At 65.2% G+C, this 13,227-nt stretch carries 12 protein-coding genes; 8 read left to right on the top strand and 4 right to left on the bottom strand.

The window, feature by feature from the left end; genetic code table 11:
- Window positions 1-28: 28 nt before the first annotated feature.
- The 3 genes from ATF69_RS01630 to ATF69_RS01640 form a co-directional block, all read right to left on the bottom strand.
- A complete protein-coding gene (locus ATF69_RS01630; protein ID WP_146869712.1) occupies window positions 29-703 on the bottom strand; it encodes a glutathione S-transferase family protein in 675 nt (224 codons plus the stop codon).
- A gap of 166 nt (window positions 704-869) precedes the next feature.
- Window positions 870-1,820, bottom strand: coding sequence for a hypothetical protein (locus tag ATF69_RS01635; protein WP_146869713.1), 951 nt, complete (start codon window positions 1,818-1,820; stop codon window positions 870-872).
- A gap of 145 nt (window positions 1,821-1,965) precedes the next feature.
- Window positions 1,966-3,096 carry an AraC family transcriptional regulator gene (locus ATF69_RS01640; protein ID WP_244303635.1) on the bottom strand — a complete coding sequence of 377 codons (1,131 nt, stop codon included), beginning with the start codon at window positions 3,094-3,096 and terminating at the stop codon, window positions 1,966-1,968.
- A gap of 110 nt (window positions 3,097-3,206) precedes the next feature.
- On the opposite strand from ATF69_RS01640, the gene ATF69_RS01645 reads away from it, so the two are divergent.
- From ATF69_RS01645 to ATF69_RS01680, 8 genes are all read left to right on the top strand, one after another.
- On the top strand, window positions 3,207-4,940 hold the full coding sequence (locus ATF69_RS01645) for an AMP-binding protein (RefSeq protein ID WP_146869714.1): 1,734 nt from the start codon (window positions 3,207-3,209) through the stop codon (window positions 4,938-4,940).
- 14 nt (window positions 4,941-4,954) lie between these two features.
- Entirely contained in the window at window positions 4,955-6,562 is a 1,608-nt protein-coding gene (locus ATF69_RS01650; RefSeq protein WP_146869715.1) for a carboxyl transferase domain-containing protein, read from the top strand.
- A 16-nt stretch (window positions 6,563-6,578) separates the two neighbouring features.
- Window positions 6,579-7,088 carry a DinB family protein gene (locus tag ATF69_RS01655; protein WP_146869716.1) on the top strand — a complete coding sequence of 170 codons (510 nt, stop codon included), beginning with the start codon at window positions 6,579-6,581 and terminating at the stop codon, window positions 7,086-7,088.
- Window positions 7,085-7,870 (top strand): enoyl-CoA hydratase/isomerase family protein, encoded by a 786-nt coding sequence (locus ATF69_RS01660; protein ID WP_146869717.1) that lies wholly within the window; start codon window positions 7,085-7,087, stop codon window positions 7,868-7,870. The genes ATF69_RS01655 and ATF69_RS01660 overlap by 4 nt, the downstream gene beginning before the upstream one ends.
- 16 nt (window positions 7,871-7,886) lie before the next feature.
- The gene (locus ATF69_RS01665; RefSeq protein WP_146869718.1) at window positions 7,887-8,606 is read left to right on the top strand and encodes a DUF4126 domain-containing protein; all 720 of its coding nucleotides are present in this window, start codon (window positions 7,887-7,889) and stop codon (window positions 8,604-8,606) included.
- Window positions 8,607-8,608: 2 nt separating this feature from the next.
- Window positions 8,609-10,639, top strand: a complete 2,031-nt coding sequence (locus ATF69_RS01670; protein ID WP_146869719.1) for an acetyl/propionyl/methylcrotonyl-CoA carboxylase subunit alpha — start codon at window positions 8,609-8,611, stop codon at window positions 10,637-10,639.
- Between the two features lie 69 nt (window positions 10,640-10,708).
- Entirely contained in the window at window positions 10,709-11,629 is a 921-nt protein-coding gene (locus ATF69_RS01675) for a 2-hydroxyacid dehydrogenase (protein ID WP_146869720.1), read from the top strand.
- A 42-nt stretch (window positions 11,630-11,671) separates the two neighbouring features.
- Window positions 11,672-12,130 carry a DUF3592 domain-containing protein gene (locus ATF69_RS01680; protein WP_146869721.1) on the top strand — a complete coding sequence of 153 codons (459 nt, stop codon included), beginning with the start codon at window positions 11,672-11,674 and terminating at the stop codon, window positions 12,128-12,130.
- Between the two features lie 33 nt (window positions 12,131-12,163).
- On the opposite strand, the gene ATF69_RS01685 is transcribed toward ATF69_RS01680, so the two are convergent.
- The gene (locus ATF69_RS01685; RefSeq protein WP_146869722.1) at window positions 12,164-13,192 is read right to left on the bottom strand and encodes a Bug family tripartite tricarboxylate transporter substrate binding protein; all 1,029 of its coding nucleotides are present in this window, start codon (window positions 13,190-13,192) and stop codon (window positions 12,164-12,166) included.
- Window positions 13,193-13,227 lie beyond the last annotated feature (35 nt).

Below are 13,227 nucleotides of genomic sequence, written 5' to 3' on the forward strand. Positions count from 1 at the left end.
GCGCGCGCTCAGGGGCTCTTGACGGCGCTCAGGGACGCGTATCCGGCGCCGGGGTTGTGGGCACGCCCTGCTCCTCGGCAGCCCGCACCTGCGCTGCCATGGCACGCTGGTAGCCGGGCCGCTGCTGCAGCCGCTGCCAATAGGCCTGCGTGGCCAGGCCAAACTGCACATCCAGCCCCAGGTGCTGCGCCAGCAGCAGCGCGTACCCCACCGCCACATCCGCCGCCGTGAAGCTGCCCGCGCACAGATGGTCGCTGCGGCTGTGGGTCAGTGCCGTCTCTACGGCGCGCAGCCGGGCCAGGAACCAGCGGCTGTAGTCCTCCACCACCTGCGGCTGCTGCCGCTCCGCAGGCTCAAAGCGGCCATAGCGCAGCACCAGCGTCTGCGGAAAGGTCAGCGTGGCGTCGCTCATGTGCAACCAGTTCAGGTAGGCGCCATACGCCGGGTGCGTGGGCGCCACTTCCAGCCCCGCATCCGGGTGTGTGGCCGCGAGGTACTGGCACATCGCAGCGGATTCGGTCATGCGCACATCGCCCTGCACCAGCAGCGGCACCGTGCCCAGCGGGTTCTCGTCCAGAAACCACCGCGCCTTGGCGCGCGGCGGGAAGGGCAGCATGTGGAGCTGATAGGGCAGTTGCAGCTCTTCGAGCATCCACAGGGGGCGGAAGGAGCGGGCACTGACGCAGTGGTGTAGGTGGATCATGGTGATGCCGTCGCTTAACGAGCCGTTTGCCATTCCCCTCGTGCGGCTCGCGTTTGATAGTGACCATGAGCAGCTGTTAGTGGGGGAATATGCAGCAACTCAACGTTCGGACACTCAACGTGCGCATGCCAGTGACATGACAGGTATGAGGGTTACTTGACTCAAACTACCGGTGTGCCCAATCGGCACACTGTCCGTGCAATGAAGGCGGATTCCAAGCCATGGGAACGAGTTCAACGCGCTTAAGGAGTTCACGCGTCTTTCGCTGGTCACCCGCCAGGCAGGCGAACTTGGCGTAGTTGTTGAAATTCCACGCATCCGGATATCGCGAAACGACATCTTCGAAGCCATCTTTCATGCGAGGCCAGACGGCTAGCGATTTTTCGAAAATATCATTTTGAAACTGAGTTTGGGACGCATACCAGTAAATTCTGGCGTACATGCCGCGCCCTTCCTGCGTTGAGGTTCTGCGTACTGCGTCGTTTGCAAAGTCCTCGATCTCTTGCGTTCCTCCATGCCATTTCGGCAAGAGATACTCAAGTGCCATGAAGTATGTTTGATAAAAGAATGGCTCTTGATCAAGAGCTTCATTCAGTAGACGGTCAAACTGCTTACGCTCCCAACCCTCCGCTCGAGCGATCGTCAGCATTGTCTCGTACCACCTAGGATCTTTCGCTGCAACTGTCTTGTTGCTCTCTAGGTTTTGCCGCGCCATTGCTATGTACTTGCGAAATGGCGCCCAGGCTTCTGGTTTGACAGTGGACGAAGTTCCGTCGCCTCGATGAGCCCAGCCGCGTCCAATCAACACCATGCTTCTGGCTATATAAGCGCTGGGCGATTTCGGATATTGCTGTATCCATCTGTCCGTCTTATCTTCCAGGGCCTTAAAAGCGGCTTCAGGGTCTTTGCCTACCGATTGAGCATCGATGGCACGTCCTATCCCCGCGTAGAACAAAGTGAGCTTCCATAGCCCACTAGAACTACGACTCTTTTCTTTTCGATAGGTGTGCGAAATTTCTTCCAGCCGAGAGAAATTTTCGGAAAGAAGTGCTTGCTGTACCGACGCAGAAATCGTCGCGCGTTCTTCTAGTTCCGTTGCAGCGAGTGTTTGCTGCATCCATAGAGTTAGAGTGGCAAAGAGTAGGGTAAGACAGAAGCGTCGCATACGGCTCTAGAGGAGAGATGTCTGCGTACTGTAGACCACGTTGTGGCCATAAACGGCCCCCTGTGAATGGGGTTGATCAGCAGTGTCTGCCGCTTACCTATACCCGCACAGCCTTCCGAAACTCCGCCGGCGACTGCCCCGTCCACCCGCGGAACGCCCTGATAAAACTCTTCTCGTTCTCGAAACCCGCCGCCTCGGCCACCTGCTTGATCGGCCGCTGCGTGCGGTGCAGCAGTTCCACCGCGCGGGTGCGGCGCACCTCGTCTTTCAGGCCTTGCAGCGTGGCGCCTTCTTCCTTCAGCTGCCGGTGCAGTGTGCGCGGCGACACATGCAGCAGCGCGGCCAGCGAATCCGCGCTGTGCTGGGGCAGGGCGTGGGCCGGTTGCCCCGGCAGGGGGGCAGCCAGCAGCTGGCGCACGCGCTGCACCAGCAGGCGGTCGCGGCGGTAGTGCAGCACCGTCAGGGGCAGGGCGTGCTGCAGCATCTGGCGCAGGGCCTGTTCGTCGCGGCGCAGGGGCAGGTGCAGGTAGCGGGCGTCGAAGTGAATGGCGGTGCGTGGTGCGTGGAAGGTGACGGGGCCTCGGAACAGCACGGCATACGCATCGGCGTGCGGGGGCGCATCAAAGGCAAATTCTGCGGCAATGAGCGGAATGCGCGAGTCCACCATCCAGCAGGCCAGTCCGTGCGCGTTGCGCAATACGGAGACCAGGCAGAACTCGCGCAGCGCACCCAGGTCGCGGGCCTCGGTGATGGCCAGGGTGGCGGTGTCGCCCTGGGTGGTGAGGTGCAGCGCAATGTCGTCCGCCAGCAGGCCGTGGTGGCGGCACCAGCGGGCCAGGGCCACCTGCAGCGTCGGCGAGCTGATGCTGGCGCGCGCCAGCATGCCGTAGCTGCCCCAGGGCAGGCGGCGGCTGAACCACCCCAGGGCTTCGTCGTCCAGCTCCTGCATGGCGGCGTCGGAGATCTGCTCCATCTGCCAGGCGGTGATGCGAGAGCTGTCGTCCTGCAGCAGTTGCGGCGCAATCTGTGCCTGGGTCAGGGCGTGGTCGGGGCTCTTGCCGCGCGCTTCGTAGGCCAGGACAATGGCCCGCACGAACGCTATCGGCGTGGCCGCAGGTGCGATGGGCGTGGCGGCGGGGGCTGTAGCGGGTGCGGGCAGGCGGGGAGCGGGTGGGGCGAGCAGTTTCACGCCACAGAGTGTGCCAGCCGTGGCACGATTTGCAACCATTGTGGCAACCCGGCCGGGGCGTGGGCTTCTATGCTTGCCCCAGCTTGCTAATTGCCCGCCCGCCGTGCGCGTTCTGCCTGCGCTGGCCGGATGACCGAGGAGACAAACCCGTGACGACTGCAGCCGCAACACAATCCGCACCGCTGGTGGAGAGCTACGCCCGTGGCGCCACCGATGTTCCCCTGATCGAGCAGACCATCGGCGCCTTCTTTGCCGACATGGTGGCCCGCCAGCCCGAGCGCGAGGCGCTGGTCAGTGTGCACCAGGGCCGCCGCTACACCTACGCTCAGTTGCAGGCTGAAGCCCACCGCTTGGCCAGCGCGCTGCTGGGCATGGGGCTCACCCCCGGAGACCGAGTGGGCATCTGGTCGCACAACAATGCCGAATGGGTGCTGATGCAGCTGGCCACCGCCCAGGTGGGCTTGGTGCTGGTCAACATCAACCCGGCGTACCGCACGTCTGAGGTGGAATACGCCCTGAACAAGGTGGGCTGCAAGCTGCTGGTGACCATGGCCCGCTTCAAGACCAGCGACTACCTGGGCATGCTGCGCGAGCTGGCGCCCGAGTGGCACCACCAGCAGCCAGGCCAGCTGGGTTCTGTGAAGCTGCCCCACCTGAACACCGTGGTGTGGATCGACGACGGGGCGGGGCAGGGCGCCGACGAGCCCGGGCTGCTGCGTTTTACCGACCTGCTGGCGCGCGGCAACGCGGCCGACCCGCGCCTGGCGCACATCGCAGCGACGCTGAAGGCCACCGACCCCATCAACATCCAGTTCACCAGCGGCACCACGGGCTTTCCCAAGGGGGCCACGCTCACGCACCGCAACATCCTGAACAACGGCTTCTTCATTGGCGAATGCATGAAGCTCACGCCCGAGGACCGGCTGTGCATCCCTGTGCCGCTGTACCACTGCTTTGGCATGGTCCTGGGCAACCTGGCCTGCCTCACGCATGGCTCTGCCATCGTGTACCCCAATGACGGATTCGACCCGATCACCGTGTTGCAGACGGTGCAGGACGAGCGCTGCACCGGCCTGCACGGCGTGCCCACCATGTTCATTGCCGAGCTGGACCACCCGCGTTTTGCCGAGTTCGACCTGAGCACGCTGCGCACCGGCATCATGGCGGGCTCGCCCTGTCCCACCGAGGTGATGAAGCGTGTGGTGGAGCAGATGAACCTGCGCGAAATCACCATTGCCTACGGCATGACCGAGACCAGCCCCGTGAGCTGCCAGAGCAGCACCGACACGCCGCTGGACAAGCGCGTATCGACCGTGGGTCAGGTGCAGCCGCACCTTGAGGTGAAGATCGTGGACCCTGACACGGGCGCCATCGTTCCCGTCGGCCAGCGCGGCGAGTTCTGCACCAAGGGCTATTCCGTCATGCACGGCTACTGGGGCGATGAGGCCAAGACCCGCGAGGCCATCGACGACGGCGGCTGGATGCACACCGGCGACCTGGCGACCATGGATGCCGAGGGCTATGTGAACATCGTCGGCCGCATCAAGGACATGGTGATCCGTGGCGGCGAGAACATCTACCCGCGCGAGATCGAAGAATTTTTGTACCGCCACCCGCAGGTGCAGGACGTGCAGGTGGTGGGTGTGCCCGACCAGAAGTACGGCGAAGAACTCTGTGCCTGGATCATCGCCAAGCCCCGCACGCGGCCCACCGAGGACGACATCCGCGCCTTCTGCAAGGGCCAGATTGCGCACTACAAGGTGCCGCGCTACATCCGCTTTGTCACCAGCTTTCCGATGACGGTGACGGGCAAGATCCAGAAGTTCAAGATCCGCGACGAGATGAAGGACCAGCTGGGCCTGGAAGAACAGAAAACCGCTTGAAAGAGCCACAACGTATGACCATTCTCGACACCCAACTCAATGCCCGCTCGGCGGACTTTCTGGCCAATGCCGCCGCCATGCGCACACTGGTGGATGACCTGCGCGCGCAGCTCGACAAGGTTGCCCAGGGCGGCGGCGAGGCGGCCCGCGCCAAGCACACGGCGCGGGGCAAGCTGCTGCCGCGCGAGCGCGTGCAGATGCTGCTGGACCCGGGAACGCCGTTCCTCGAACTGGCGCCGCTGGCCGCGCTCAACATGTACAACAACGACGCGCCCAGCGCGGGGCTCATTGCGGGCGTTGGCCGCGTGAGCGGCGTGGACTGCATGATCGTGTGCAACGACGCCACGGTGAAGGGCGGCACCTACTACCCGCTCACCGTCAAGAAGCACTTGCGCGCGCAGGAAGTGGCGCAGCAGAACCACCTGCCCTGCATCTACCTGGTGGACTCCGGCGGCGCCAACCTGCCCAACCAGGACGAAGTCTTTCCTGACCGCGACCACTTCGGCCGCATCTTCTTCAACCAGGCCAACATGAGCGCCATGGGCATCTCGCAGATCGCCGTGGTCATGGGATCGTGCACGGCGGGTGGTGCCTACGTGCCGGCCATGAGTGACGAGTCCATCATCGTCAAGAACCAGGGCACCATCTTCTTGGGTGGGCCCCCGCTGGTGAAGGCCGCGACGGGCGAGGTCGTGACGGCCGAAGACCTGGGCGGCGGCGACGTGCACACGCGCCTTTCGGGTGTGGCCGACCACCTGGCGCAGAACGACATGCACGCGCTGCAACTGGCACGCAATGCAGTGCGCAATTTGAATAAAAACAAGCCGCAGGCGCCCGCAGATCATGCACCGGTAGCTCCTAAATTCGCAGCAGAAGAGCTGTACGGCGTGATCCCCGTGGACACGCGCAAGCCGTTCGATGTGCGCGAGATCATTGCGCGCATCGTGGACGGCAGCGAGTTCGACGAGTTCAAGGCGCGCTACGGCACAACACTGGTCACGGGCTTTGCGCGCATCGAGGGAATGATGGTCGGCATCATCGCCAACAACGGCATCCTGTTCAGCGAGTCGGCGCTCAAGGGTGCGCACTTCATCGAGCTGTGCTGCCAGCGCAAGATCCCGCTGGTGTTCCTGCAGAACATCACCGGCTTCATGGTGGGCCGCAAGTACGAGAACGAAGGCATCGCCCGCAACGGCGCCAAGATGGTGACGGCCGTGGCCACGGCCAGCGTGCCCAAGTTCACCATCATCATCGGCGGCAGCTTTGGCGCGGGCAACTACGGCATGTGCGGCCGCGCGTACTCGCCCCGCTTCCTGTGGATGTGGCCCAACGCGCGCATCAGCGTGATGGGCGGCGAGCAGGCCGCAGGCGTGCTGGCCACGGTGAAGCGCGACGGCATCGAAGGCAAGGGCGGCCAGTGGAGCATGGAGGAGGAGGAAGCCTTCAAGGCCCCCATCCGCCGCCAGTACGAAGACCAGGGCCACCCCTACTACGCCACTGCGCGCTTGTGGGACGACGGCGTGATCGACCCGGCCGACACCCGCCGTGTGCTGGCGCTGGGGCTGGCCGCCACGCGCAATGCGCCCATCGAAGACACCAAGTTCGGCCTGTTCCGTATGTAACCCGCCGGGAACCGCCATGGACGCTGTTGCGCATTTCACTCAGCTGGCACGCTACAACGTGTGGGCCACGGCGCGCCTGCTCGATGCCGTGTGGGCGCTGCCGGAAGAGGACTACCGGCGCGATTTTGGGTTGTTCTTCCACAGCATCCACGGCACGCTCAACCACCTGCTGGTGGGCGAGCACCATCTGTGGTTCGTGCGCTTTGCCGAAGGCATTTCGCCCAAGGTGGCGCTGGACGCCGAGCTGGAACCCGACCGCGCGCAACTCGATGCCCGCCTGCGCGAAGGAGCGGCCCGCTGGGCACCGCTGATAGCTTCGTTCGCTCCTGGTCGTTGGGGCGGCACGCTCGACTACACCACCATGCGCGGCACGGCGGCATCGCTGCCGTTTGCGGCCACGCTGGCGCACGTGTTCAACCACGGAACGCACCACCGGGGGCAGATCACTGCGGCCTTGACCGCGCTGGGCCAGCCCTGTCCCGAGCTGGACTTCGTCTACTTTCTGCAAAACCCGTCCAAGCCATGAGCAGCCAGAACCTTTCTATCACCCAAACCGGCGCCGTGGCGCGCATCACGCTCACGCAGCCTGAGATTCGCAACGCCTTCAGCGATGAGGTCATTGCCGAGATCACCGCCGCCTTCAAAGATGTGGGTGGGCGTGCCGATGTGCGCGCCGTGGTGCTCGCCGCAGAAGGCCCTGCCTTTTGCGCCGGTGCCAACCTCAACTGGATGCGCCGCATGGCCGACTACACGCGCGACGAGAACATCGCCGACGCGGGCAAGCTGGCCGAGATGCTGCGCGTGATCTACGAATGCCCCAAGCCAACCATCGCCCGCGTGCAGGGCGATGTGTACGCCGGTGGCATGGGCTTGGTGGCCGCGTGCGACATGGCCGTGGCCGTGGACACGGCAGGCTTTTGCCTCAGCGAGGTGAAGCTGGGGCTCATCCCCGCCACCATCAGCCCGTATGTGATCCGTGCCATGGGCGCACGCGCTGCGCACCGGTACTTCCTGACGGCCGAGCGTTTTGGCGCGGCCGAAGCCTTGCGCATTGGCTTTGTGCACGAGGTCGTGGCCGCTGACCAGCTCGACGCCAAGGTGGACGAACTGCTCAAGGCCCTGACCAGCGCCAGCCCCAACGCTGTGCGCGTGTGCAAGAAGCTGGTGATGGATGTGGCTGAGCGCGAAATCAATGCCGGGCTGATTGCCACCACGGTGCAGGGCATTGCCGACATCCGTGCCAGCGACGAGGGCAAGGAAGGCGTGCAGTCCTTCCTCAACAAGCGCAAACCCGCCTGGTTGGGCTGATCGGTACAAGCAGGCCATGGACACCCTGTGGTTCAACATCGTGCAGTGGCTCCACACGCTGGGGCTGCATGTGGATGGCGGCACCGCGCGCGCCGTGGGCGACGCGGCAGCCACAGCAACTGCGAAGCTCGACATGCCCAGCCTGCTGGCGCTGGCCGCCGCACTGGGCTGGGCCAGCGGGTTCCGGCTGTATGCCGTGGTGTTCCTGGTCGGCATGATGGGCGTGCTGGGCTGGATGCCCCTGCCGCCAGGCCTGGTCATGCTGCAGCACCCGCTGGTGCTGATGGTCAGCGGCTTCATGCTGATGGTGGAGTTTTTTGCCGACAAGGTGCCCTGGGTGGACAGCGCCTGGGATGCCATCCATGCCTTCATCCGCGTACCTGCGGGCGCTGCGTTGGCCTACGGCGTGTTCGGTGCCGACAACGCGACCATGGCCGTGGTGGCTGGGCTGCTGGGGGGCTCGCTCTCTGCCACGGCCTTGGCCACCAAGATGACCACCCGCGCTGCCGTGAACACCTCGCCCGAGCCGTTTTCCAACTGGGGGCTGTCGTTCTTTGAAGACGGCCTGGTCGTGGCCGTGGTCTGGCTGGCCACGCAGCACCCGGTGGCCTTTGGCATCGCGCTGGTGGTGATGGTGGCGGTGTCGGTGCTGCTGCTGGTGGTGCTGTTCAAGTTTCTGCGCGCCGTCGTGCGGCGCTTGTCCTCTTTCTTTTCTGGTTCTGCCAAGGTGGCTTAAACATGTTCAACAAGATCCTTATTGCAAACCGTGGCGAGATCGCTTGCCGTGTCGCAGCGACCGCCAAGCGCCTGGGCGTGAAAACCGTCGCCGTGTACTCCGACGCCGACGCCAACGCTAAACACGTGGCCGTGTGCGACGAGGCCGTGCACATCGGCGGCAGCGCACCCAAGGACAGCTACCTGCGCTGGGAGCGCATCATCGAGGCCGCCAAGGCCACGGGCGCGCAGGCCATCCACCCTGGCTACGGTTTTCTGAGCGAGAACGAAGACTTCGCCAAGGCCTGTGCCGACGCGGGCCTGGTTTTCATTGGCCCCCCCGCCAGCGCCATCAATGCCATGGGGCTGAAGGCCGAGTCCAAGCGCCTCATGGAGCAGGCACAGGTGCCCCTGGTGCCCGGCTACCACGGTGCTGACCAGGACCCGGCGCTGCTGCAACGCGAGGCGGACCGTATTGGCTATCCCGTGCTCATCAAGGCCAGCGCCGGCGGCGGCGGCAAAGGCATGCGCGCCGTGGACAAGGCCGAGGACTTTGCGGCGGCGCTCGACTCCTGCAAGCGCGAGGCCATCAACAGCTTTGGTGACGACGCGGTGCTGGTCGAAAAGTACGTGCAGCGCCCGCGCCACATTGAGATCCAGGTGTTTGGCGACACGCACGGCAACTGCGTGTACTTGTTCGAGCGCGATTGCTCCGTGCAGCGCCGCCACCAGAAGGTGCTGGAAGAAGCGCCTGCGCCGGGCATGACGCCGGAGCTGCGCGCCCGCATGGGCGAGGCCGCTGTGGCCGCCGCCAAGGCTGTGAACTACGTGGGCGCGGGCACGGTGGAGTTCATCGTCGAGCAGCCCGGCGGCTACGACGCGCCCGAGCAGATGAAGTTCTACTTCATGGAGATGAACACCCGCCTGCAGGTGGAGCACCCTGTGACCGAGGCCATCACGGGCCTCGATCTGGTGGAGTGGCAGCTGCGTGTAGCGTCGGGCGAGCCATTGCCGCTCCAGCAGCAAGACCTGCGCATCACAGGCCACGCCATCGAGGCCCGCATCTGTGCCGAGAACCCGGACAACAACTTCCTGCCCGCGACCGGTGCGCTCAATGTGTATGCGCTGCCCGATTGCGTGACGTTTGAAAGAGGCGCGGTGCGCGTGGATTCCGGCGTGCGACAGGGCGATGCGATCAGCCCGTTCTACGACTCCATGGTGGCCAAGCTCATCGTGCACGGCGACACGCGCGAACAGGCGTTGGCGCGGCTGGACGAGGCGCTGGCCCAGACCCACATCGTGGGCCTGGCAACCAACGTGCAGTTTTTGCGCCGCGTGGCACGCACCGATGCGTTTGCCCGCGCCAAGCTGGACACGGCGCTGATCCCGCGTGAGCAGGCTGTGTTGTTCCACCAGGAACCCGTGGGCTTGCCCCTGGCCGCTGCCGCGGCCGTGGCGCAGGCCTTGCTGAATGAGCGCACGAGCGAGGGCGTGGACCCGTTCAGCCGCCGCGACGGCTTTCACACGCATGGCGTGGTGCAGCGCCGGTTTGAATTTGAATTTGGCGGTGAACACGCCAAGGCGCTGCTGACTTACGAGCGCGGTGGCGGCTTGCACTTGAAGGTGGGCGAGGGCGACGCTGCCGTGTCCGGTTCGTTGGTCTTTGGCGCAGCGCCCCAGGGCGCCATCGAGTTGCAGTTCGCCGGCCAGCGCACGCGCGCTGCAGTGTACGCGCAGGGCGAGGTGGACCATGTGTTCACCCCGCTGGGCGCCACGCAGATCACCGCCATCGACCTGCTGGCCCACGCGGGCGAGGCAGCGGCTGAAGGCGGGCGCCTCACAGCCCCCATGCCCGGCAAGGTGGTGTCGTTTGCCGTGAAGGCGGGCGACAAGGTTGCCAAGGGGCAGCCGCTGGCGGTGATGGAGGCCATGAAGATGGAGCACACCATCGCCGCCCCAGCCGACGGCGTGGTGCAGGAGCTGCTTTACGCGCCAGGCGACCAGGTGACCGAGGGGGCAGAGCTGCTCAAGCTGGTAGCCGCCGACAAGGCCTGAGCCAAGTAGTGTCCCGAGTCGTCTGCAGGTGACAGCGCAGGGGGCCCAATGCGGCTACGCTTGGGCCCCATGAAAATCACCTTTTGCTGTACCGACACCAAGGCCGAACCCTGGCTGAAGGGCCTGGCCGCCGCGCTGCCCGGCGTTGAGATTTCTGTTTGGCAGCCCGGCGCCCCGCAGGCCGACTACGCCGTGGTCTGGGCACCACCCCAGCAGTTCATGGACGAACAGCCTGGCCTCAAGGCGCTCTTCAATATCGGCGCAGGGGTGGATGCCCTGCTCAAGCTGCGCCTGCCTTCCAAGGCCCTGGTGGTGCGCCTGGACGACGCAGGCATGGCGGTGCAGATGGCCGAGTACGTGTGCCACGCGGTCATCCGCCACTTCCGCGAGTTTGACGGCTATGAGGCCGACACCCAGGCGGGCCGCTGGGGCTACCGCAAGCCACGCCTGCGCAGCGACTATCCCATCGGTGTGATGGGCCTGGGCGTGCTGGGCGAGCGGGTTGCCAAGGCGCTGGCGCAGTTTGACTTTCCCATCAACGGCTGGAGCCGCAGCCCCAAGGCCATCGACGGCGTGCGCGGCTTTGCGGGCGCAGATCAATTCAATGACTTTCTGGCCGCGAGCCGCGTGCTGGTCAACCTGCTGCCCCTCACGCCTGATACGGCCAACGTGATCAACAAGGACACGCTGGGCCGCCTGTTGCCCGGCTGCTATGTGATCAATGTGGCGCGCGGCGCGCACCTGGTGGACGAAGACCTGGTGGCCGCCATCGACAGCGGCCATGTGGCTGGAGCCACGCTCGATGTGTTCCGCACCGAGCCGTTGCCCGCAGGCCATGCGTTCTGGACGCACCCACGCATCACCGTCACGCCCCACACTTCGGCGCGCACGCTGCGCGACGAGAGCATTGCCCAGATCGCACGCAAGATGGTGGCGCTGGAGCACGGCGAGGCGGTGGCGGGCATCGTGAACCCCGCGCGAGGCTACTGAAGCCGCCGGTCCACGCGCTCGCCAGCGTGGAGAATGGCGGGCATGAGCACCTCCACGTTCCGTCGTTTCTTTGGTCTTTTGGGCTGGATCCTCCTGGTGCCCAGCGCCTTGACCGCGCTGGGTGCGGCGTGGTTATTGGCCTCTGGCATGAACATGCTGGGCGACACGCACACCGCCAAGGGCCGGGTGGTGGCGCATGAAGAAATCATGACAGGCCCATCCCACCGCCGGGGGCTTGCCAAGAAAAGCATTGTGGAATTTGTGGCAGGCGATGGGCGAACCTACAGCTTCACGGATTCGGTCGCACGCCAGCAGCAGGCCATCCACAAGGTGGGTGAGACTGTTTCGGTGCGCTACTCCGCCAAGGACCCGGCGCAGGCGGAAATCCGCAGTTCCACCACCGTGAAGATCGTGACCGGTGCAGTGATGCTGCTCTCCAGCGCCATCGGTATGGCCGTGGGCTGGCTGTTGCTGCGCTTGCGCCCCAGGTCTGTCGCATAGCCCTCCGTGCGCGGGCACAGAGGGTGTGCCTTTTCAATCCACTGTCACGCCGGCATCGCGCACCAGCTTGCCCAGTCGCTGCGCGTCGGCCTTGATGAGCGCCCCAAAGTCTGCCGCTGAGCCCCCCACCACGGGTGTGCCAATGGCTTCCCATTTGGTGCGGAACGCGGGTTCCTTGAAGATCGCATTCACCGTGGCGTTGAGCTTGTCGACGGTGGCTTGCGGGGTGCCAGCGCGCACCGCAATGCCGTGCCAGCCGGTGATCTGGTAGCCCGCAATGCCGGCCTCCGCCATGGTGGGCACATTGGGCAGCACCTTGGCGCGTTCGCTGGATGTGACGGCCAGCGGAATGAGTTTGCCCGCCTGGATGTGGGGCAGGGAGCTACCGACGATGTCGAACATCACGTTCACCTGTCCGCCGATCAGGTCGTTGAGCGCGGGGCCAGCGCCACGGTAGGGGATGTGCCCCATCTTCACGCCCGCGGTGGTGTTGAACAGCTCGCCCGCCAGGTGCTGCGGTGTGCCGTTGCCGGCTGACGCGTAGCTCAGCACCGGCTTTCCGGCCTTGGCCATGGCCAGGAACTCGGCCAGTGTCTTGACGCCCAGGGAGGGATGCACCTCCAGCACTAGCGGAAATGCCGACAGCTGGATCACCGGCACCAGATCGGACAGCGGGTTGAACGGCATGCTGGCGTACAGCGAGGGGTTGACCGCCATCGGGCCGCTGGCGGCCAGCAGCAGCGTGTGGCCGTCCGCTGGCGCCTGTTTGGCCACCTCGGCGCTGCCGGTGTTGCCACCGGCGCCGCCCTTGTTATCCACCACCACAGGTACACCTAGGCGGCTTTGCAGCTCGGGCTGCAGCATGCGGGCCATCAGGTCGGTGGGTCCACCGGGCGGATAGGGCACCACAAAGCGGATGGTCTTGCTGGGGAAGGCGGTGGCGGCCGTCTGCGCCGCAGCGTGACCTGCGATGCCCAGGGCCAGGGGCACGGCAAGGGCTGCGTGCAGCACGGCGCGCCGGGCGCCGCGATGCGTGGATAAGGAAAGGTGGCGGTGGTGCATGTCTGTCTCCTGTGGGGATGGATAAAGCCCGTCTG

The organism is Acidovorax delafieldii, from assembly GCF_007993815.1.
GTDB lineage: Bacteria > Pseudomonadota > Gammaproteobacteria > Burkholderiales > Burkholderiaceae_C > Acidovorax > Acidovorax delafieldii.

Bases quoted from the DNA above. Each gene is read 5' to 3' on its own strand.
- ATF69_RS01635 (WP_146869713.1), bottom strand. From the start codon at position 1,820: ATGCAGCAAACACTCGCTGCAACGGAACTAGAAGAACGCGCGACGATT.
- ATF69_RS01670 (WP_146869719.1), top strand. From the start codon at position 8,609: ATGTTCAACAAGATCCTTATTGCAAACCGTGGCGAGATCGCTTGCCGT.
- ATF69_RS01680 (WP_146869721.1), top strand. From the start codon at position 11,672: ATGAGCACCTCCACGTTCCGTCGTTTCTTTGGTCTTTTGGGCTGGATC.
- ATF69_RS01630 (WP_146869712.1), bottom strand. From the start codon at position 703: ATGATCCACCTACACCACTGCGTCAGTGCCCGCTCCTTCCGCCCCCTG.
- ATF69_RS01660 (WP_146869717.1), top strand. From the start codon at position 7,085: ATGAGCAGCCAGAACCTTTCTATCACCCAAACCGGCGCCGTGGCGCGC.
- ATF69_RS01685 (WP_146869722.1), bottom strand. From the start codon at position 13,192: ATGCACCACCGCCACCTTTCCTTATCCACGCATCGCGGCGCCCGGCGC.
- ATF69_RS01655 (WP_146869716.1), top strand. From the start codon at position 6,579: ATGGACGCTGTTGCGCATTTCACTCAGCTGGCACGCTACAACGTGTGG.
- ATF69_RS01675 (WP_146869720.1), top strand. From the start codon at position 10,709: ATGAAAATCACCTTTTGCTGTACCGACACCAAGGCCGAACCCTGGCTG.
- ATF69_RS01665 (WP_146869718.1), top strand. From the start codon at position 7,887: ATGGACACCCTGTGGTTCAACATCGTGCAGTGGCTCCACACGCTGGGG.
- ATF69_RS01650 (WP_146869715.1), top strand. From the start codon at position 4,955: ATGACCATTCTCGACACCCAACTCAATGCCCGCTCGGCGGACTTTCTG.
- ATF69_RS01640 (WP_244303635.1), bottom strand. From the start codon at position 3,096: ATGGTTGCAAATCGTGCCACGGCTGGCACACTCTGTGGCGTGAAACTG.